Origin of the sequence: Enterobacter cloacae complex sp. 2024EL-00227 (assembly GCF_043945315.1) — a bacterium.
GTDB lineage: Bacteria > Pseudomonadota > Gammaproteobacteria > Enterobacterales > Enterobacteriaceae > Enterobacter > Enterobacter roggenkampii.
In genome coordinates this window covers 20311-40714 of sequence record NZ_JBIMQP010000010.1, presented here as the reverse complement: position 1 = coordinate 40714, position 20404 = coordinate 20311, and the positions used below count along the sequence as shown (strand labels likewise).

22 protein-coding genes are annotated in these 20404 nt (G+C 55.6%); 7 read left to right on the top strand and 15 right to left on the bottom strand.

Features of this window, described 5'->3' with window-relative positions; all coding sequences use genetic code 11:
* Positions 1 to 24: 24 nt before the first annotated feature.
* On the bottom strand, positions 25 to 642 hold the full coding sequence (locus ACHH0Z_RS17435) for a trimeric intracellular cation channel family protein (protein ID WP_008502677.1): 618 nt from the start codon (positions 640 to 642) through the stop codon (positions 25 to 27).
* A 206-nt stretch (positions 643 to 848) separates the two neighbouring features.
* Positions 849 to 1712, bottom strand: coding sequence for a YicC/YloC family endoribonuclease (locus ACHH0Z_RS17430; protein WP_008502687.1), 864 nt, complete (start codon positions 1710 to 1712; stop codon positions 849 to 851).
* A gap of 125 nt (positions 1713 to 1837) precedes the next feature.
* On the opposite strand from ACHH0Z_RS17430, the gene rph reads away from it, so the two are divergent.
* Entirely contained in the window at positions 1838 to 2554 is a 717-nt protein-coding gene (gene rph / locus ACHH0Z_RS17425; RefSeq protein ID WP_006812424.1) for a ribonuclease PH, read from the top strand.
* 67 nt (positions 2555 to 2621) lie between these two features.
* On the top strand, positions 2622 to 3263 hold the full coding sequence (gene pyrE, locus ACHH0Z_RS17420) for an orotate phosphoribosyltransferase (RefSeq protein ID WP_045406921.1): 642 nt from the start codon (positions 2622 to 2624) through the stop codon (positions 3261 to 3263).
* An 82-nt stretch (positions 3264 to 3345) separates the two neighbouring features.
* Here pyrE and slmA read toward each other — a convergent pair whose 3' ends face one another.
* The 3 genes from slmA to coaBC form a co-directional block, all read right to left on the bottom strand.
* Positions 3346 to 3942 (bottom strand): nucleoid occlusion factor SlmA, encoded by a 597-nt coding sequence (gene slmA, locus ACHH0Z_RS17415; RefSeq protein ID WP_008502690.1) that lies wholly within the window; start codon positions 3940 to 3942, stop codon positions 3346 to 3348.
* Between the two features lie 120 nt (positions 3943 to 4062).
* Positions 4063 to 4521: a dUTP diphosphatase gene (gene dut / locus ACHH0Z_RS17410; protein ID WP_008502691.1), complete on the bottom strand. Its 459-nt coding sequence runs from the start codon at positions 4519 to 4521 to the stop codon at positions 4063 to 4065.
* Positions 4499 to 5710 carry a bifunctional phosphopantothenoylcysteine decarboxylase/phosphopantothenate--cysteine ligase CoaBC gene (coaBC, locus tag ACHH0Z_RS17405; RefSeq protein WP_025910617.1) on the bottom strand — a complete coding sequence of 404 codons (1212 nt, stop codon included), beginning with the start codon at positions 5708 to 5710 and terminating at the stop codon, positions 4499 to 4501. The genes dut and coaBC overlap by 23 nt, the downstream gene beginning before the upstream one ends.
* Before the next feature lie 172 nt (positions 5711 to 5882).
* Here coaBC and radC point away from each other — a divergent pair, with 172 nt between their 5' ends.
* The 4 genes from radC (at position 5883) to mutM (ending at position 8078) form a co-directional block, all read left to right on the top strand.
* Positions 5883 to 6551, top strand: coding sequence for a DNA repair protein RadC (gene radC, locus ACHH0Z_RS17400; protein ID WP_008502693.1), 669 nt, complete (start codon positions 5883 to 5885; stop codon positions 6549 to 6551).
* A gap of 218 nt (positions 6552 to 6769) precedes the next feature.
* Positions 6770 to 7006, top strand: coding sequence for a 50S ribosomal protein L28 (gene rpmB / locus ACHH0Z_RS17395; protein ID WP_002436699.1), 237 nt, complete (start codon positions 6770 to 6772; stop codon positions 7004 to 7006).
* Positions 7007 to 7028: 22 nt separating this feature from the next.
* Entirely contained in the window at positions 7029 to 7196 is a 168-nt protein-coding gene (gene rpmG / locus ACHH0Z_RS17390) for a 50S ribosomal protein L33 (protein ID WP_003024094.1), read from the top strand.
* Between the two features lie 72 nt (positions 7197 to 7268).
* Positions 7269 to 8078: a bifunctional DNA-formamidopyrimidine glycosylase/DNA-(apurinic or apyrimidinic site) lyase gene (gene mutM / locus ACHH0Z_RS17385; RefSeq protein WP_021242414.1), complete on the top strand. Its 810-nt coding sequence runs from the start codon at positions 7269 to 7271 to the stop codon at positions 8076 to 8078.
* Positions 8079 to 8080: 2 nt separating this feature from the next.
* Here the strand turns inward: mutM and coaD are convergent, their stop codons facing one another.
* The 7 genes from coaD to ACHH0Z_RS17350 all read right to left on the bottom strand — a co-directional run bounded on the left by coaD (position 8081) and on the right by ACHH0Z_RS17350 (position 15897).
* Positions 8081 to 8560, bottom strand: coding sequence for a pantetheine-phosphate adenylyltransferase (coaD, locus tag ACHH0Z_RS17380; protein ID WP_008502695.1), 480 nt, complete (start codon positions 8558 to 8560; stop codon positions 8081 to 8083).
* A gap of 3 nt (positions 8561 to 8563) precedes the next feature.
* Positions 8564 to 9334 (bottom strand): glycosyltransferase family 2 protein, encoded by a 771-nt coding sequence (locus ACHH0Z_RS17375; RefSeq protein ID WP_045406923.1) that lies wholly within the window; start codon positions 9332 to 9334, stop codon positions 8564 to 8566.
* Complete coding sequence (gene waaA, locus ACHH0Z_RS17370; RefSeq protein WP_025910600.1) at positions 9334 to 10608, bottom strand: lipid IV(A) 3-deoxy-D-manno-octulosonic acid transferase; 1275 nt, start codon at positions 10606 to 10608, stop codon at positions 9334 to 9336. Before waaA ends, ACHH0Z_RS17375 begins: the two co-directional genes overlap by 1 nt.
* 156 nt (positions 10609 to 10764) lie before the next feature.
* A complete protein-coding gene (locus ACHH0Z_RS17365) occupies positions 10765 to 12399 on the bottom strand; it encodes a sulfatase-like hydrolase/transferase (RefSeq protein WP_045406925.1) in 1635 nt (544 codons plus the stop codon).
* An 18-nt stretch (positions 12400 to 12417) separates the two neighbouring features.
* Positions 12418 to 13389 (bottom strand): hypothetical protein, encoded by a 972-nt coding sequence (locus tag ACHH0Z_RS17360; RefSeq protein ID WP_023294800.1) that lies wholly within the window; start codon positions 13387 to 13389, stop codon positions 12418 to 12420.
* A gap of 8 nt (positions 13390 to 13397) precedes the next feature.
* Positions 13398 to 14381, bottom strand: a complete 984-nt coding sequence (locus tag ACHH0Z_RS17355; protein ID WP_023294801.1) for a glycosyltransferase — start codon at positions 14379 to 14381, stop codon at positions 13398 to 13400.
* 145 nt (positions 14382 to 14526) lie between these two features.
* The gene (locus ACHH0Z_RS17350; protein WP_045406929.1) at positions 14527 to 15897 is read right to left on the bottom strand and encodes an O-antigen ligase; all 1371 of its coding nucleotides are present in this window, start codon (positions 15895 to 15897) and stop codon (positions 14527 to 14529) included.
* Between the two features lie 230 nt (positions 15898 to 16127).
* Between ACHH0Z_RS17350 and ACHH0Z_RS17345 the strand changes: the two genes are divergently transcribed.
* Positions 16128 to 17231 (top strand): glycosyltransferase family 4 protein, encoded by a 1104-nt coding sequence (locus tag ACHH0Z_RS17345; protein ID WP_045406931.1) that lies wholly within the window; start codon positions 16128 to 16130, stop codon positions 17229 to 17231.
* On the opposite strand, the gene ACHH0Z_RS17340 is transcribed toward ACHH0Z_RS17345, so the two are convergent.
* The 3 genes from ACHH0Z_RS17340 to rfaC are packed head-to-tail and all read right to left on the bottom strand — an operon-like array spanning position 17210 to position 20404.
* Positions 17210 to 18319 (bottom strand): glycosyltransferase family 4 protein, encoded by a 1110-nt coding sequence (locus ACHH0Z_RS17340; RefSeq protein ID WP_025910594.1) that lies wholly within the window; start codon positions 18317 to 18319, stop codon positions 17210 to 17212. The genes ACHH0Z_RS17345 and ACHH0Z_RS17340 overlap by 22 nt on opposite strands.
* On the bottom strand, positions 18316 to 19425 hold the full coding sequence (rfaQ, locus tag ACHH0Z_RS17335; protein WP_023294805.1) for a putative lipopolysaccharide heptosyltransferase III: 1110 nt from the start codon (positions 19423 to 19425) through the stop codon (positions 18316 to 18318). Before rfaQ ends, ACHH0Z_RS17340 begins: the two co-directional genes overlap by 4 nt.
* Positions 19418 to 20404, bottom strand: a complete 987-nt coding sequence (gene rfaC, locus ACHH0Z_RS17330) for a lipopolysaccharide heptosyltransferase RfaC (RefSeq protein ID WP_045406932.1) — start codon at positions 20402 to 20404, stop codon at positions 19418 to 19420. Before rfaC ends, rfaQ begins: the two co-directional genes overlap by 8 nt.

Genomic DNA, 20404 nt, shown 5'->3' with positions numbered 1-20404 from the left:
CTTTGTTGTGGTTTTGTTGAGAATTCAATGTGTGTCCTGCGTGTAATGAAAAACAGGCAATCCCAGTTTTAAGCGCAGTGCCAGCAAGCGAGCCGTAAAGCCAAATAATAACGTGGCAATGACCACAACATCATGGCTCGAAACATAATGTTGTAAAGCAATATACAGAACGGCAGACGCAAAGGATATTCCGGCGTAAAGCTCTTTCTGGAAAACCAGTGGAATACGCTTGCAGAACATATCGCGCAGCACACCGCCGAATACGCCCGTGACCACGGCGGCAATGGTAGCGATAACAGGTCCTTCCCCCATATCCAGCGCGATTTGCGCCCCGATAATCGAGAAAACCACCAGACCTAAAGCGTCAAGGACTAAAAACAGGCGGCGAAGATGGGGCATGACGGGCGCCACTATGGTTGTTAACACGGCAGCTGTCGCCACGATAATGACGTACTCAGGGTGTTTGACCCAGCCAAGCGGATAATGTCCCAGCAGAATATCGCGTACCGAGCCGCCGCCCAGCGCGGTTGCTGTAGCAATAATGATCACGCCGAAGGTGTCCATACGGCGACGTCCGGCAGCAAGTGCGCCGGTCATGGCTTCTGCGGTGATGCCAATGAGATAAAGGATGTGAAGCAGCATATTTCCTCCGGTTTGAACGCGGGGGAGGTTAGCGATTTGTGCGCAAGATCACGATTGAGTTTTTCTAAGGCGACTGCGTTTGCCCTATAAATTTTTATCAAATGATGTTGAATAAGCTTGATGAAAGGCGGTGAACTGCAAAATCAGGTGCCGGAATGGATTAGAAATAATAATGGGTGGTGCTGTCGACACCACCCGATAAGGCATTACTCAATATTCTGAATCTGCTCGCGCATTTGCTCAATCAGTACTTTCAACTCAATCGCTGAATTCGTCACTTCCGCATTGATCGACTTAGACGCAAGAGTGTTCGACTCGCGGTTGAACTCCTGCATCATAAAGTCCAGACGGCGGCCTACCGCTTCTTTTTTCTTAAGAATGTTGTAGGTCTCTTTAACGTGCGCTTCCAGACGGTCCAGCTCTTCAGCGACATCAATACGTTGCGCCATCAGCACCAGCTCTTGTTCCAGACGGGTGTTTTCCAGCTGAACTTCTGCCTCTTCCAGTTTGGCGACCAGGCGCTCGCGCTGCCACTGCAGCACTTCCGGCATATGGGTGCGAACCTTAGCCACTTCCGCACTCACGCCTTCAAGGCGCTGCTCAATCATCGCTTTAAGCGCCTGACCTTCGGTTTCGCGGGCAACGATAAAGTCATCCAGCGTGCCGTCGAGGGCGGCCAGAATTTCAGCAGCAATCGCGTCCAGATCCTGCTCGCCGGCGGCCATGACGCCAGGCCAGCGCAGAATATCAACCGGGTTGATTTCGCCTTCATCGCTCTGCATTTTGACCCAGTTCGCCGCATTCACGAGCTGTTTCGCCAGTTTTTCGTTGAGGATCAGCTCGCCCTGTGCGCTGGCATCAGGCTCAAAGCGCAGGTTACATTCCACTTTACCGCGCGTCAGACGCGTACGGATACGCTCGCGAACAACAGGCTCAAGGCTGCGGAACTGCTCCGGCATACGGAAATACGTTTCCAGGTAACGCTGGTTTACCGAGCGCATTTCCCATGTAGCGCTACCCCAGCTACCCTTGATTTCACGCCGGGCGTAGGCGGTCATACTGCGGATCATAGACATTCCCGTTTTTAAAGGAGAGATGGGGGGATTATAGCTTTCGGGGGCTTCTCAGGATAGGAATAAGCGTCCTTTATCCGTATAATGCGCAGCCACATTCGTTTCAAGCCGGAGAATCCATCATGCGTCCATCAGGTCGTAGCGCCAATCAGGTGCGTCCCGTCACCCTGACCCGTAACTATACAAAACACGCTGAAGGCTCCGTGCTGGTTGAGTTTGGTGACACCAAAGTGCTGTGTACCGCATCCATCGAAGAAGGCGTTCCGCGCTTCCTGAAAGGTCAGGGCCAGGGCTGGATCACCGCCGAGTACGGCATGCTGCCGCGCGCGACCCATACCCGTAACGCTCGTGAAGCGGCAAAGGGTAAGCAGGGCGGTCGTACCATGGAAATTCAGCGTCTGATCGCGCGTGCGCTGCGCGCCGCCGTTGATCTGAAAACCCTCGGCGAATTCACGATTACCCTGGATTGCGACGTGATTCAGGCCGATGGTGGCACGCGTACGGCCTCTATTACCGGCGCCTGTGTAGCGCTGGCCGATGCCCTGAACAAGCTGGTTGCAGCCGGTAAGCTGAAAACCAATCCAATGAAAGGCATGGTTGCGGCGGTCTCCGTAGGCATCGTTAACGGTGAAGCGCTTTGCGATCTGGAATACGTTGAAGATTCCGCTGCAGAGACAGACATGAACGTGGTGATGACCGAAGACGGTCGCATCATTGAGGTGCAGGGCACGGCAGAAGGCGAGCCGTTCACCCACGAAGAGCTTCTCTCCCTGCTGGCGTTGGCCCGAGGGGGAATCGAATCCATTGTCACGACGCAGAAAGCGGCGTTAGAAAATTGATTTTAAAGGCGACCAATGAGTCGCCTTTTTTTTGCCTGTAAGACAGAAAAACCAAAGGAGCTAATCCATGAAATCGTATCAGCGCCAGTTTATTGAGTTTGCGCTTAACAAGCAGGTACTTAAGTTTGGCGAATTTACGCTGAAATCCGGGCGTAAAAGTCCTTATTTCTTCAACGCCGGGCTGTTTAATACCGGGCGCGATCTGGCACTGTTAGGCCGTTTCTATGCCGAAGCGCTGGTGGATTCCGGGATTGATTTTGACCTGCTATTTGGCCCGGCCTATAAAGGCATTCCGATTGCGACCACTACCGCGGTGGCGTTGGCGGAACATCATGATCGCGACGTGCCGTACTGCTTTAACCGCAAAGAAGCCAAAACCCACGGTGAAGGCGGGAATCTGGTCGGCAGCGCGCTGCAGGGCCGCGTCATGCTGGTGGACGATGTGATCACCGCGGGCACGGCGATCCGCGAATCAATGGAGATTATCCAGGCCAACGGTGCAACGCTGGCTGGCGTGTTGATTTCGCTGGATCGTCAGGAGCGTGGTCGCGGAGAAATTTCCGCCATTCAGGAAGTGGAGCGGGATTACAGCTGCACTGTGACGTCAATAATCACCCTGAAAGATCTGATTGCGTATCTGGAAGAGAAGCCTGAGATGGCGGACCATCTGGCAGCGGTAAAAGCGTATCGCGAAGCGTTCGGGGTTTAAGTGCATTGCTCGGTGGCGTTGTGCTTACCGGGCCTACCCGTTCGTAGGCCGGATAAGGCGACGCCGCCATCCGGCGATGGCGTTACTGTAATTGTGCCGCCACTAACGGCCAGCGGGCGTCAAAATCGTCCGTTGGACGGTATTTAAACTCGCTGCGCACAAAGCGGGAAAGCATCCCTTCACAAAACGCCAGAATCTGGCTCGCCAGCAGCGTTTCATCAATGCTGTATCCTTCACCCTCACGCATTTTCTTCTCGCGCAGCACCTGGCGCAGCTGCGCTTCAATGCGTTCGAAAAGCTGGTTAATGCGGCCCTGGAGTCTGTCCTGCTCAAACATCAGCGCGTGGCCGGTCAGGATACGGGTTAAGCCCGGATTGCGTTCACCGAAGCCCAGGATTAACAGCACTATCAGACGCAGACGCGCGGTAGTGTCTTTTTCGTCTTTCAGAATCAGGTTGATGCGTGTGATCAGGCTGTCTTCAATAAACTCGATCAGACTGTCGAACATCCGGGTTTTGCTCGGAAAATGACGGTACAGCGCCGCCTCAGACACGCCTACGGAGGCGGCCAGTTTAGCGGTGGTGATGCGTTGACTGCCATCGCTGGATTCAAGCATCAGAGCCAGAGATTGAAGTATTTCTTCGCGACGATTCCTTTTCGCGGTTTGTTTTTCTGCCATGTTACAAAATACCCCTGAAAATAAGCACTTGCCAGGCTGGCATCCACACAGCGACCGCAAACGGACGTTTGCGGTTTGTTATTGCATTATGACGCTGTGAGATACGTGTTTGTCGGGCCGTTATTTGCGCCCGGAATGGCCGAAGCCGCCTTCGCCACGGTCGGTGGCGTCAAAGTCTGCCACCAGGTTAAATTCTGCCTGTACCACCGGTACAAAGACCATCTGTGCGATACGCTCGCCCGGTTCAATGGTGAAGCTGTCCTGACCACGGTTCCAGACGGAGACCATCAGTTGACCCTGATAGTCGGAGTCGATCAGGCCCACCAGGTTACCCAGCACAACGCCGTGCTTATGGCCCAGGCCAGAACGCGGCAGGATAACCGCTGCCAGCGACGGGTCAGCAATGTGAATCGCCAGGCCAGTCGGAACCAGGGTCGTGGCACCCGGAGCCAGTTCTACGGCGTCATCGAGACAGGCGCGCAGGTCAAGACCGGCAGAGCCGGAGGTGGCATAGGTTGGCAGCGGGAATTGCTCGCCAACACGCGGGTCCAGAATCTTAACGTCGATTTTTTTCATCATAACGGGTAACGATCTCGTCGAGTAAATGTTGGCCCAGGAGTTCCTTGCGCTCAAGCGGTAAGACTTTATCTCCATCCTGCCAGAAAAGGTGCAGTGCGTTGCTGTCGCTGTTAAATCCTTGTGTGGCCAGCGATACGTCGTTCGCGCAAATCAAATCGAGGTTTTTGCGGGTACGTTTTTGCCGGGCATATTCTTCCACATTATTCGTTTCTGCGGCAAACCCAACAACGTATGGCCGGTGGCTTTTTAGTGCGGCGACACCGGCAACAATGTCCGGGTTTTTCACCATTTTTAGTGTTAATTCATCGCCTTGCTTTTTAATTTTAGCCTCGGCGATCGTCTCAGCACGATAGTCTGCAACGGCCGCACAGCCAATAAAAATCTGCTGGCTTTGCGCATGTGCCTGCACGGCGGCTTCCATCTCCAGCGCGGTGGTAACGTCAATTCGCTTCACACACGCAGGGGTAGGCAGAGAGACCGGGCCGCTCACCAGCGTGACGTTCGCACCACGCTTCGCGGCGGCGGCGGCAATCGCAAAGCCCATTTTGCCGGAACTGTGGTTGGTGATGTAGCGCACCGGATCCAGCGGCTCGCGCGTGGGGCCCGCGGTAATCATGATGTTGAGATGTTGCAGATCGTTGACAGGCGAGAAGTGGGCTGCGGCCATATCAACAATCGTCAGCGGATCAAGCATGCGGCCCGGGCCAACATCGCCGCAGGCCTGGCTACCGCTGTCCGGACCCCAGATAAGCAGGCCGCGTGAGGCCAGGGTCTCAAGATTGTGCTGCGTAGCCGCGTTACGGTACATCTGCTGGTTCATGGCAGGCACGACGGCAACAGGCGCAGGTGTGGCCAGACAAATGGTGGAGACCAGGTCGTTTGCCATACCGGCCGCTACCCGGGCGATTAAATCAGCCGTGGCGGGGGCGAGGATAACCAGGTCTGCCCATTTCCCAAGCTCAATATGGCCCATCGCGGCTTCGGCGGCCGGATCGAGCAGGCTGTCAGATACCGGGTATCCTGAAACGGCCTGCAGGCTCAGAGGAGTGATAAAGGCTTTACCGCCTTCGGTTATCGCGACCCGTACATCTGCCCCGCGCTCGCGCAGACGACGCACCAGCTCCGGCGCTTTGTAGGCAGCAATACCGCCGCTCACGCCAAGAACGATTTTTTTACCGGCCAGGCTCATCATGATTCTTTCCTGTTGGGGTTCACCAGAGAGCGGGCATTTTATCACAATCCCCAAAACGGGGTGATTTTGTCCTTCGACCAGTTAGCGAGGCGCTACGCAAGAACGCAACGTGGTCGTCGAGTGCCTGACTGGCCTGTGGCAGCATGCGGTTAAAAAAGGGAGAAAGAGCATGGAAGAAGAGGATGAGCCGCTGCTGCCGCGTGAAAAACTGCTGCGCTATGACGTCACCCTGTTAAAAGATGATGAACTGCTGGCGCTCTTTTTACGTACCGGAACGCCCGGTAAAACGGTATTTACGCTGGCAAAAGAGCTGATCGTACATTTCGGTTCTCTGCACGGTTTGCTGACCGCCGAACTGGCGCAGTTTAAGCACGTAGAAGGGATCGGTGTGGCGAAATATGCCCAGTTGCGGGCCATTGCTGAACTTGCCCGCCGTTTTTACAATGTCCGCATGGAGAAGGACGATCCGATCCTGACGCCAGCGATGACGCGTGAATATCTGCAAAGCCAGTTAACCGATATCGAGCGCGAGATCTTTATGGTGATCTTTGTCGATAACAGAAACCGGGTACTGAAACATAGCTGCCTCTTTGCCGGCACGTTAAGCCACGTTGAGGTGCATCCGCGAGAAATTGTGCGGGAAGCGATAAAAGTGAATGCAGCGGGCGTGATCCTCGCGCATAATCACCCCTCAGGCTGTGCAGAACCGAGCAGAGCGGACAAAGAAATCACCGAGCGCATTATCAAATGCTGTCAATTCATGGACATTCGTGTGCTGGACCATCTGATAATTGGCCGCGGAGAGTACATTTCTTTTGCAGAACATGGCTGGATTTAGGCTATTTCTCGCGATCCATCGGGATCTTTGTCTGTTCGGGACTTGAGCACACCGCCGAGTCAGCGTATACTACGCCACCTTTGAGAATCTCGGGTTTGGCATTTGGGCCTGGCAATCGAGAGTTCACTTAGAACTATGCGATGACCGGGCTGTAAAGCCTGACGAGGCGCCGATACCCCATACGAAGCTCGAGCTAATTTGATTTTTGGAGAATAGACATGTCCCGAGTCTGCCAAGTTACTGGCAAGCGTCCGGTGACCGGTAACAACCGTTCCCACGCACTGAACGCGACTAAACGCCGTTTCCTGCCGAACCTGCACTCTCACCGTTTCTGGGTTGAGAGCGAGAAGCGTTTTGTCACCCTGCGCGTATCTGCTAAAGGTATGCGTGTAATCGATAAGAAAGGCATCGATACAGTTCTGTCTGAACTGCGTGCCCGTGGCGAAAAGTACTAAGTACTTAAAGAGGAAATAAATCATGGCTAAAGGTATTCGCGAGAAAATCAAGCTGGTTTCTTCTGCTGGTACAGGTCACTTCTACACCACCACGAAGAACAAACGTACTAAGCCGGAAAAACTGGAACTGAAAAAATTCGATCCAGTTGTACGCCAGCACGTACTGTACAAAGAAGCTAAAATCAAATAATTTTAGTCTCCTTGTATCGAAAAACCCCGCAACTGCGGGGTTTTTTGCATTCTGTATCTCAACGGAGGAACCATGCCTGAATTACCTGAGGTAGAAACCAGCCGTCGCGGCATTGAGCCCCATCTGGTCGGCGCGACGATTCTTCACGCGGTTGTCCGTAACGGGCGTCTGCGCTGGCCGGTGTCCGATGAGATCCATGCCCTGAGCGATAAACCCGTCCTTAGCGTGCGGCGCCGCGCGAAATACCTGCTGCTGGAGCTGCCCGACGGCTGGATCATTATCCACCTGGGGATGTCCGGGAGCCTGCGCGTTCTTACCGAAGAACTGCCTGCGGAAAAGCACGACCACGTGGATCTGGTGATGAGCAACGGCAAAGTGCTCCGTTACACCGATCCACGGCGCTTTGGCGCGTGGCTGTGGACGAAGGAGCTGGAAGGGCATAACGTGCTGGCGCATCTGGGCCCGGAGCCGCTATCAGACGCGTTTAACGCGGAATACCTCAAGGCGAAGTGCGCGAAGAAGAAAAGCCCGATTAAGCCCTGGCTGATGGATAACAAGCTGGTGGTCGGCGTGGGTAATATCTACGCCAGCGAATCGCTGTTTGCGGCCGGGATCCACCCCGATCGGCTGGCCTCGTCGCTGTCGGCGCAGGAGTGCGAGCTGCTGGTTCGGGTGATTAAAGCCGTATTGCTGCGCTCGATTGAGCAGGGGGGGACAACGCTGAAGGACTTCCTGCAAAGTGACGGCAAGCCGGGCTATTTTGCCCAGGAGCTGCAGGTGTATGGCCGTAAGGGCGAACCGTGCAGAGTCTGCGGCACACCCATTATTGCCACGAAGCACGCCCAGCGCGCCACGTTCTACTGCCGTCAGTGCCAGAAATAGGGCTACTTGAGCTTTTCCATCAACGCCTGGTGGACGTTAACCGGCAGGAAATGGGTAACGTCCCCGTGATGTCGCGCCACCTCTTTCACCAGCGTGGACGAGATAAACGACCACTCTTTGGAGGGCATCAGGAATACGCTCTCCAGCTCCGGCATCAGGTGGCGGTTCATGTGCGCCAGCTGCATCTCATATTCGAAGTCTGCCACCGCGCGTAAACCGCGGATCAGAATGTTCGCCTGCTGGGCCCGGGCGAAGTTCGCCATCAGGTCGCTGAATCCGACAACCTCAACATTCGGCAGGTGCGAAATGGCATCGGTGGCAAGCTGCACGCGCTCGTGGAGATCAAACATCGGCTTTTTGCTGGGGCTGGCGGCAATCGCCAGGATCACCTTGTCGAACATGCACGCCGCACGGGTGATGATATCAAGATGACCGTTGGTGATCGGATCGAAGGTACCCGGATAAATCGCTTTTGTGCTCATGGCTCACGTTTTCTCTGAGTAGCCGCGGCAGAGCGCCCACAGCTCGGTGTATTTGTTAAAAGTATACTGGGCATTGACTACCGCGAGTAACCAGCCCTGCTTACCGTCCAGCACGCCACCACGCAGCAGCAGCGTTTTCAGGAACGCGCCCAGCGTGTGGGTGAATATTCCGGTCAGCGAGGCCTTCTTGCCGCGCTGGTGACGCTCCTGCGCCCATGCGGTGGCATAGTTGAGCTGTTTGCGCTGGAAGCTTGCGAAATCGCGGCAGGTCAGGTGCAGCAAATCGCCCGTCAGGGGGATGATCTGGGCGTTGTCGCAGGCCAGAGATTCATGCACCAGATTGTCGTTGTACTGATACCGCTCGCGCTCGTAGAGGCGCGTCACGCGGTCAGGATACCAACCGCTGTGGCGCATAAAACGGCCAAGGAAGTAGTTGCGGCGGGCAATGCTGTATACAGCATCAGGTTGAGGTGAGGAAAGCACCGCCTGAATGGCCTGCTGAAGCTCCGGCGTGATGCGCTCGTCAGTATCGAGCATCAGGACATAATCTCCGGTGGCAAACCCCTGCGCGCGCTGGCGCTGGAGGCCATAGCCTTGCCAGTCAGTATTGATAAAGACTTTTGCGCCCGCTGCCCGGGCAACGTCCACCGTGTTGTCCGTACTTCCGGAATCAAGAATGACTATCTCGTCAGCCCAGGCTACCGACGCCAGGCAGTCCGGAAGCAGGTCGGCGGCGTTTTTGGCGATCATCACGACCGACAGACGCGTTGACATCAGTGGCTCCGCTGGGGCAGGTAAGGTTGCAGAAGTTGCAGCAGACGGGTCAGGGCACCCTGGTTCTGGTGCAGCACTTCGACCGCATGTCGCCCGTACCACAGGCGATAATCTTCGTCAGTCAGAAGGGTTGAGACCTCTTTAACTACGGAGTCCGCATCGGTCACGGTAATTAAACCATCGGCCTGCTGTAATTTCGCGCAGATATCTTTGAAGTTAAACGTATGTGGCCCCATCAGCACCGGAATCGCGTGGGCTGCCGGCTCGAGCGGGTTATGGCCGCCGCGCTCCACCAGGCTGCCGCCGACAAACGCGAGGTCAGCAATGCCGTAGAGCAGCATCAGTTCGCCCATCGTATCGCCAATCACCACCTGGGTGCTGCCAGACGGGATCTCCCCGCTGCTGCGCAGCGTGAAGCTGAAACCGCCTTTTTGCACCATTTCACGGGCATCTTTAAAACGTTCCGGATGGCGGGGCACGAGGATTAGCAGTAAATCAGGGAAGCTTTCCAGCAGCTTGCGGTGCGCCTGCAGGATGATCTCTTCTTCACCGTCATGGGTACTGGTCGCAATCCAGACCTGACGACGCGGGGCCCACTGGCGGCGAAGCGTGATGGCGCGGGCGGCGAGTTCAGGGGTAACCGAAATATCAAATTTCAGGCTACCCGTCACCGCAAGCTGGTTGCGTTTGAGGCCCAGAGAGATAAAGCGTGCCGCATCTTCTTCATTCTGCGCGGCAATCAGGGTGATTTTGCTCAGCAGGCGGCGCATAAATTTACCCAGCTTGCCGTAACCTTTCGCCGAGCGCTCTGACAGGCGCGCGTTGGCAATCACCAGCGGAATTTTACGGGCATGCAGGGCGGAAATCATGTTTGGCCACAGTTCGGTTTCCATCACAATCACCAGCTTCGGGCGAACGGTATTCAGGAAACGATTCATGGCGCAGGGGAGATCGTAAGGGAGATAGACGTGATGAACGTCTTTGCCGAAAGCGGATAACGCGCGCTCCGAGCCGGTTGGCGTCATCGTCGTGACGGTAATCGGCAGCGACGGGTAGCGGTGACGCAGGGCGCGAACCAGCGGGATCGCCGCCAGCGTTTCACCGACAGACACGGAATGCAGCAAAATACCGTCCGGCGCGACTTTATTGCGGCAGAAGCCATAGCGTTCAGCCCAGCGTTTACGATACGCAGGCGCTTTACGGCTACGAAGCAACAGTCTCAGCCACACCAGTGGCTGAATAATGTAGAGCAGGGCGGTATACAACAATTCCAAGCGATTATCCGTTTTTTTAGTTTCGGCGGGCAAATTCTAAGCATTTGAGCCGTCTAAAGCTATCTCTTTGGTGTTTTAAGATACCCATTTGCCTGCGTTACGCTCATTCGCCTGAAAAAAAACGGGCAATTTCTTGCCCGTTTCATGTCTAACCGTTTAGCGCTCCGCTTCGGGGAGGGCATTCAGATGGTAGGTTACGCGCTCCGAAAGCCCGCGAATATCACCGCCAGTGATAAAGAAGCTGTCATCTTTTTGATTCGGATTGCTGACGTCGTAGCCCAGCATCTTGTTGATGAGCGTTGCCACCTGATAATGGTTGAGAGGTATCTGCGGGCTGATCTCCTTCATGGCGTAAGCCGGATCGTTACTGAAGTAGAGGAACGGTACCTGAGCAATTGGCATTTCAACAACCGAGTGGCCAAACAGACCGTTATCGCCCACGCGTTCACCGTGATCGGAGGTGATAAACACCAGCACCGGCAGTTTGGATTTTGCCAGCGCGGTGCGAATCGCGGACGCGAGTTCTTTGTCATACAGGCGGACCGCATCGTCATACTCATTTTTCTTCTGCGCCACATCATCACTCAGACGCGGCGTAGAGAATTTCGCGAAGCCCTGCGGAATATTACGCTCGTACGGGATATGTGGCGCGCGGCTGTTGAGCACCATCAGGAACGGTTTGTTCCAGTCCAGGGTTGCTTTCTCAACGGATGGTGTCAGAACAACGTCTGCGCCGACATCTGGTGCCGGGCGGATCTGGGTATCTTCCCACAGATCGATATCATGGATGCCAATCCAGTTGCTCAGCCCTTCCAGCCCCTGGGCGGAGATAAAGGCGGTCTGATAACCCTGTTTCTTCGCGTTGGCGAAGATATTGGTGGATTTCGATTTATAGGCCCCGTAGTTATCCGGCTCGCGCAGATTATTCACCAGCATCGGGATGGCCACGCGGGTGGACACGGCGTTGGAGACAATCAGGCGGCCCGTACCTTGATACTGCTGGAGCAGCGCTTTCAGCTCAGGCGTGGTATCGCGTTCGTAGCCCAGAGCGCTGACGTGGTGCGGATTAAGGCTTTCACCTATCGCCAGAATAATCGAATATTTACCCGCGCGCGTATCCTTAACAGGTTTGACCTGGTAGGGATCGTAGTGGGTCAGATTCTGGTTTTCGCCTGACATCGCTTCCGGGATCAGGCGTATGGCGCTGAAGCTCATTGCAGACAGGCCGTTACGCAGCAGGGAGTGGCGCAGGTCCGGGTTGAACTTGTACATCTGCCCGTCGATCGCTTTGAAGAACTGACCGACAAACATCACGACAATCGCAAGCAGGCAAGGAAGCGCAATCCATTTGTGCCAAAGCGGCGCCAGACGACGCGCAAAGACCAGCGCAAACACGACCGCCACAATCATGATGGCGAAGTAGATGCCCAGTGAACCCAGGCTGTCGGTGATCCCACTGGCAATGTCTTTCGTTTCCACGAACGCCAGCCAGACTTCGCTCGGGCCATAGAACTGACCGTAGAACTGGTAGTACACCGCTTCCGAAATCTGAACGATAAACGTGACGGCCAGCAGCAGGCGAGTCAGGAAGAAACGCGCGCTGGCTGCGGCAAGCAGGGAAATGATCAGATACAGCGAGATATCACCGGACTTCGGCTGGTAGACGTGATCTTTCAGCAGAATGATGATTTCTGAAAGCGAGAACAGCAGCAGGAATGCCAGCGTCAACCCCAGGGTGCGCAACAGATTGCTGCGCGGGGTGAACGAAGAGTGTGTCGTTGTTTTGAACATGGAAGGACTCTATTCCGATCAGAACTTTTTAGTCAGCGGGCGAATGGCTTTACCAAAACCAAAGCGCAGTGCGCGAACTACCGTAGGACGATTGTGCAATCCTTTTCGCCAAATATCCTCAAACAGGGCATACCAGCGTGCAGCGACCGCTTCGCGGGAATAGACCTGTAGGCGTTTTTCACCCTGTTCGCGCATCTGACGATACAGTTCAGGGGAGTTTTTCAGACGCATGATGGCATTGAAGGCTTCATCAGGGTTTTTGGCGATCAGGTAGTCCAGCTCGCTTTCGCGGATCGCGCGATAAGACGGCTCGTCATCGCAGACCATCACCGTTTTCCCCAGCCAGTTGTTAATGAGCTTACTGGCAGGCTTACGCGCCAGTTTATGATCGTGTGATTTGCGGAAGCTGATGCACACGTCCACGTCCTGGTAGTTTGTCCAGTTATCGAACGAGATGCGGAGCTCAATACCTTGTTCGGCAAGACGTTGCTTAAAATTCCCTTCGCGGTATTCGTCCGGGAAACTGTCTACACGGCCGAAGAATGCGACGGTTTTGATTGTCTCGTCGGTGCGTTCGCGTGGTTTTACGCCCGGCTGTGGCCAGTAGGGGACGAAAATACGATTGCTATGGTTGTCTACTTCCGGATTCTGGTCGACGACAACATCGGCGCCAATCACGGGAGGGCGGTCCGCACGCGCGACCACGGTGAAGCCACGCCACGGCTTCACGCGGGAACCAAAGTCGTCGTTATGCATCAGGTTAATGGCATCTGGCCTGCATTCAGAGCCAAACGAACACTCGATTGCGTCACCATAATAGTGCTTTAGCGCCAGGGTAGTCTGGAACGTCCAGCCACCGCGGCCGCCACAATAAAATCGCTCCGGAATATCGTCAGGATTGACCTGGTTATCCAGGAGAGTCTGAAAATCTGCGTAGTTTTTAGCGATGAAATCCGCGCGGGAAACCGCGTGTAATTTTAGTTTGCTCATAATTTCCGTTAGCCAAGAATTTTTTTAAGACGGAAGTAGCGACGTCCCAGACGCCACCGTTGGCGGAAGCCGCGCGCATTTTGCCAAATCAGAGTCCAGATACCACGATCGAAAAGCTCACGGGTGATCTCGCGTTTTTTGGCCATATCTTCAATGTTATTAATGCTATGCAGGATCCCCAGACCCTCTTTGGCGATTTGCCAGCGGCAGGCGGGCACGCGTTTCACCTGTTCCGGATAGCGTTTGTTGATGGCGTCCAGCATCTCCAGAATCTTCATATAATGGCGCGAAGAGCGCATGCGCGTGTCGTCCGTGCCAGGCGTATGGGAAACGGAAGCGGAGTGGATCAGGTAGTCGTAATAGGTCTCATCAATATACTGCACGCGTCTGGCGGTGAGCAGCACTTCCGTAGTCCAGGGGATGTCCTGATGGCGCAGACCCTGTTCAAAGCTGAAGCCCTGCTCTTTGATAAAGGCATGGCGATAGATGTTCAGCCACGTCACGTGCAGGAACTTGCGCGATTCGAGCGCCATCTGCAGCCAGGTCGGGCCGTCCAGCACGTCGGTTGACGCAAGTTTATCTGAAGGGAAAATCTTCTTCGACGGGCGTCCGTCGTCATAAATGTAGGTACCGTTGCAGGTCGCGACGTCCAACTGCCCGGCGAGTGCAATCTCCAGCAGGCGCGGATACATGCCCGGATAGATGACATCATCAATATCCGGGAACGCGATGTAATCGCCCGTTGCTGCGGCCAGACCGGTATTACGGGCCGCAGAGACACCCCCATTAGGCTGGTCGATGACGTTAAAATGACTGAATTCACTGGCGTAGCGGGCGATGATATCTGCAGAGCCGTCAGTAGAGCCGTCATTAACAATAACAAGTTCCAGGCTGTGCAGATTCTGTTTCTTTATGCTGTCAAAAAAAGCGCTCAGGAAATTCTCGCCATTATAGACGGCGACAACGAGGCTTAATTGAGGCGTTCCAGACATGCTTACTCCGTAATTTAACGCGGTGAGATGCGGCTAACGAGCGATACAGCAACGTGCAATGGCTTTTCGACAGCCGGCAGGCAAAAGAGTTCTGACAGGTAACGTTGCGCCGATGCGTATTGTCAACGGCGCTATGTATACGCAATCAGGAGGTTGTTTCTGTTCGTTTAGCGGGCCGTAACGCGCACATTCCCACAAGCAACCCGGTTAACAGCATATATTGTTCCAGGTAGTGATCTTTCAGGTTGTGGTCAACCATGGTTCGGGAGAAGAAACCAACCGTAAACAGCAGCAGGAACATGCCCGCCATCATATTGCCATGGCGGAACTCGCGCCAGCCGATGTACCAGCAGCCTGCCAGCAGAATCAGCCAGCCTGCAATGCCCGCGATGCCGTTCTGGATACCAAACTCAATCAGGCCGTAGTGGCTGTGCGGAATATCAATGCGATTGTCCTGCGTGTCGCGACGCAGCACATAGCGGAAGGCCTCTTTGCGAGGCCCCATTCCCGCAGGATGTTCGCCCACCAGTTTCCAGCCCTGATGGAAGAAGCTGGCACGACAGCCGTTGGAGTGATCCATTGGACGACCGAGATCGTTAGTCGGTACAGTTCCGTCTGTTCTGTTATAGCAAAAACTGGTGAAAGGCGCGTTCCAGCCTGTTACCGCATCATCTTCCAGATTTTGCCAGCGCGGATCGGTTTTCCAGGAGGCATAGCCCAGAAGCGCAGAAGCGATAATAATGCCCAGAAGGATGCCACCGGTGAGCAGCACCCGGCTGCGACGCATACTGTGCAGGCTGAGCAGTAGGAAGGTGGAGAACAGGCTGCCGACCAGTCCAATCGTTCCCCAGCGGGTATCGACTAACGCCGTGCAGACAAGGTTACACAGCAGCATAAAGGCGAGGAACGGTGTCTTCAGGCGTAAGAAACGCTGATGAAGCAGGCCGCGCGTAAGCAGTTCGGCGAGCAGGAAACCGGTGATCATATTGACCTGGAAGCTCATGCGCGTGCGGTTATAAACAATCCGCGTTTCGCCCCAGTGGATCACGCCGTCTCGCCAGTAAAGCCAGACGGTATCAAGGAGGTGGATACAGACGACGCCCCAGAAAAAAAGGACGACGAGAGTAAAGAAACGGGCTGCCGATAAAGAGGGGAAGCGCTCCTGAATCACCGGTAATAACACCAGGCCCGCACAGAAAAGCAATACCGGACGTAACCACTGTCCATCCCAGGTCGACACCATTTCTTTAATATCTGGCGCGACAAAAAAGCCGTTAATCAGGATAAAGAAGGTTAATGCCCACAGCACAATAAGCACGAACTTAATTTTGTTTAAGTCCAGCGCTTTTCTCGCCACTGAAGAGCTAAAGAAAAGACCGAGCGCCACCACAATATTAGGATAAATCAGTCCATTACGATGAAAAGGTAGCTGATCGTTTGGGATTGGCCAGATAAAACATAAAGCCAGTACAGACAGAACTAAAAGACCTGTCAGGATGTTACGAGTATTTGTCATAATTTTGGTACTGGTAAAGGATCTCGGCGTTAATTCCGGTTAGTTAACAATGCCATATGCAGATTCCACTGATTTTGAGTGGAATAAAAGCCTGAGAAAATTACCACAGAAGCCATTACTACAGAAGGACAATGTTTGTAAGCAAGATTAATCCGCCTGTGCATTATCGTAATACCCACGTATATAATCGGCGGCCTGGACAGCGGTTTCAGCTAAACGACAGGAAATATATGCATATTGTTCACACTGAAGCAGACGGCGGCAAAGGCGGGCAGCCTCTGCGCATTATCAACGAATCGCTTGGGATGATTCAGCGTGGCCATCAGGTGACTCTCCTTTGTCCGGAAACTGCGCCGCTCCACGCGCTGGCACGCAATGCCGGTTTGACGGTAGTCACGATGCCGTTAAAGCGTAAGAACCTTAAAAACCTGCAGGTGCTGCGTCGCTGGATGAAGGATAACCGTCACTCGATTGACGTCATCAACAGCCATAACTCTGCCGATACCTGGCTGGTGGCGCTGGCGAATCTGACGCTGTCCAACCCTGTACCACTGGTGAGAACCCGTCATGCGTCCGGCGTACCGCGCAACAACTGGACGACCCGCTGGCTCTTCCGCACGGCCTGCGCGCATATCGTGACCACCGGCGAGGCGCTGCGCCATCAGGTGGCAGATATTGGCGTGCCGATGTCTCAGAGTACGTCGGTGCCAAGCGGTGTCGATACGCAGCGTTTCCATCCGGGAGATAAGCACCAGGCCCGGGTTCATTGTGGTTTGTCGCAGGACGATTTCTGGCTGGGCGTGGTATCGCATTTACGCCCGAACAAAGGCCATAGCGTACTGCTGCGCGCCCTGGCGAAAATTGACAATCCACACATCAAGCTGGCGATTGTCGGCGAAGGTCCGCACAAAGCGACGCTGGAACAGGAAATCACCGCCCTGGGGTTACAGCAGCGCGTGGTCATGGCGGGACATCAATCCGATCCGGAACGCTGGTTCCCGGCCTTTGATATTGCGCTCAGCCCTTCGCACGATATGGAAGGTGTTCCGCAGGGCGTGCTGCAATCGTTAGCCACCCGTATTGCCACCATTGCGACGGATGCGGGTGGAACGGGAGATGCGGTGATTAACGGGCAGACGGGAGTGCTGGTCGCGCAGCGCGACGAAAACGCGCTGCACGATGCCATAATGAAACTCTATGACGACTCAGCCCTTCGTGAGACGCTCGCGCAACAGGGATATGACTACCTGAGCACGCACTTTACCCGCGAATGTATGCTGGACGCGATGGAGAAAGTCTTCTCCGATGTCGCTCAGCGCAGCAAATCACGATAAAGCGCCTGTAGCTCTTTCGCCATTCTGTCCAGGGTGAAGGGCTCGGCGGTTGCACGCGCAGCGGCGGAGTAATCGACACCCTGTTCACGGCCTTTCAGCCACAGCGAGATGGCCTGCTGGTAGCCTTCGCTGTCCAGCGCGTCCCGCACCCAGCCGTTATGACCCTCGGTTATCCACTCCGCCGCGCCGCAGCCGTGGCTGGTAAGCAGCGGCAAACCACAGGCCAGCGCTTCCACGCAGACGTTCGGGAAGGGATCGTAGAGCGTCGGCAGGATAAGGGCATCCGCCGTGCCATAGACTTCACGCACGTTGGCAACGGGGCCCAGGAACTTCACTCGTGAGGAAATCCCCAGCGCCTGCGCCAGCTTTTCGAACTTCCGCGCATGTTTATCGCGGCCGGCAATCAGCAGCCAGACGTCAGGATGCGACACAATGGCGCGCAGCGCGGTGGCGACGCCTTTACGGCTGAAGCCTGACCCAACATACGCCAGCACCGGTGCGTCAGGAGGAATACCCAGGACATCACGCTGCGAAAGGGCGCGGACCTCAGGGCTAAACTGAACGGTGTCCACGCCGTTGTAGATCACCGTCAGCTTGTCGTCCGGCAGCCCGAAGCGCCGCGCGATATCATCGCGCACCATCTTCGAATTACAGATCACCTTGCGCAGCTGCGGATGGGTAAACATCTGCGCCTCGGCCTGCAGAATGTAGCGGTGATAGCGGCTCAGAGATTGCGCCCAGCGCGCCAGCGGCGACAGAATGCGGCCATATTGCTCAAGCCAGGTGGCGTGAACACCGTCGCCCGCCCGGAAGATGGTGGCTCCCGGTATGCGTTCGTGGCTTTGCACAATATCAAACTGCGCAAAATGCGCGGCGGCTTCGAGGGCAAAACCGGATTCACGCGCGATGCGATTACGAAACGGCGGATTGACCGTCAGCGTTTTCCAGCCTGCGGCATCCTCCCACTGGCGGGCAATCAGCGTGACATCAAGCGACGTATCCTGCGCCAGCACGTTCAGCGCACGTGAGACAAAACGCTCTGCGCCACCGTTGGGGTTGTAGGTCTGTCGGACAATAGCCAGCTTCATGCAGGTGTTTCCGTTTCCAGAAGCATCGTATCAATGGCGCTCAGCACCTGCTGTGGGGTGATGGCCGTGATGCAGTCAGAGACACCGCTGTCTCCGCAGCCCGCTTTGCCGCACGGCTGGCAGGTAAACCCGGCAACGATTACACGATAATTTACCCCCCACGGCGCCCATTTGATGGCGCCGGTAGGGCCAAAGATGGCGACGGTTGGCGTACCGACGGCGCTCGCAAGATGCATTGGCATGGAATCCACGCCGAAGTACACCCGGGCGTGCTTCATGAGCGCACCCAGCTCTTTCAGGTTCAGCTGACCGCTTAAATCAAAGACCGGCTGGGTGAGGGCTGCGCGCAGCGCATCCATATAGGCCTTCTCTTCTTTTGACGGCGCGGCGGAGAGGACGATCGGCAGGCCGCGCGCCGCCAGGTTATCAATGGTCGCTGCCAGCTTTTTGATATCCCAGGCCTTAAACATCCAGCGCGAGGTCGGGTGAACCAGAATGTAGGATTTACTCGTGAGCCCAAACCCGGCCAGTTTTTCGGCCACAGAGGCTTCTGCCGCGTCACCGGGCACAAAAAGCGTATGTTTGTCTTCATCGGACTGCGGATGAATGCCGATCCGGCGCAGGGCATCCAGATTAACCTCCACCATATGACGGCTGTTGTCCTGAATCGCCGGATAGAGCGTGGTGAACGATTTCACCCAACGGCGACGCGCCAGGCCCCCGCGCTTATCCGGCTTAAAGCCGACGGAGACGCGCGGTTTCAGGCGACGCGCCAGACGCGCGCCGTGCCAGTGTTCGGTCAGGTTAATCAGCACGTCATACTGACGGCCTTTCAGGGTGTTCAGCAGGGCGCGGTAGAGGCGGAATTGTTCAAACCAGCCCTTCTTGCGCCAGTTGCGCCCAATAGTGTGCACCTGGTCGATATGCGGGTGGCTGGTCAGCATCGCCTGGGTATCGTCATAAACCAGCGCATCGACTTCCACGTTCGGCCAGTTCTTTTTCAGCACGGTAAAAACCGGCGAGGTAAGCAAAACGTCACCGTGGTGACGAAGCTTAATAATCAGCACGCGCTTTGGCGGGCGCTCCGCTGAGAAAAAATCAGACATAGGCTCTCTCTGCTGCCAGCAAAGGCTCTAATTGCGCAAATACCGCAGCGGCGCTGAGATCGCTCAGCTGCGATGAGTGTTCCGGGCGGCAGATATATTGATTTTTTCCATAGCCGCCGATCAGGCCCGGGTCCGTTGGGCCGTAAAGCGTAATATTAGGACGGTCCAGCGCCGCCGTCAGGTGGCTGAGTCCCGTATCCACGGAGACCACAGCCGTAGCGCCTGCCAGCGCCTGAGCGACGCCATCCAGCTTCATGCGCGGCAGAACGTCCACATAATCAAACCCTGCCGCCAGGCGTTTGGCGCGCGCTTCTTCATGGGGAGCGCCCCACGGGAGTTTGATACGTAGCCCCGCGCTCCCCAGCAGGCCGATCAGTTCGCGCCAGTGCGCTTCCGGCCAGTGCTTGTCGTCGCGGGTCGTTGCATGAAGGAAAATCAGGTAGGGTGCGTCTGTTTGTTGCGAACCGTGCAAAAAATGCTGCGAAATGGCGTAATCGCCCTGCGTTTCCGGCTTTGCATAGCCAAGACTCTTTGCAAAAAGCTCGCGGGTACGTTCCACCGCGTGCTGCTGCTTCGCGATGTGATGGCGGCGGTTATAAAACAGGCTCGCCAGCGGTTCTCGGGCGCTGTGCCAGTCCATCCCGTGCTTTACGCCGTGTGCCAGACGCGTTACCAGTGCGGCGCTTTTGACCAGTCCCTGCGCGTCGATGATGGCATCATAACGCTGCACCTGTACCGCCTCGCGGAAGGCTTTGCGTTCGGCTTTAATCGGCGCGGAGAACCACGCTTTCCGCCAGCGGCGAATCGCCACCGGGATCACGCGGTCGACCGCTTCATGCCAGGTGGGAATCTGCGCGAAGCCCTCTTCCACCACCCAGTCAAAACGAATGCCTGGGATGGCCTGCATGGCATCCGTCAGTGACGGCAGCGTGTGCAGAACATCGCCCATCGACGAGGTTTTAACGATCAGTACCCGCAT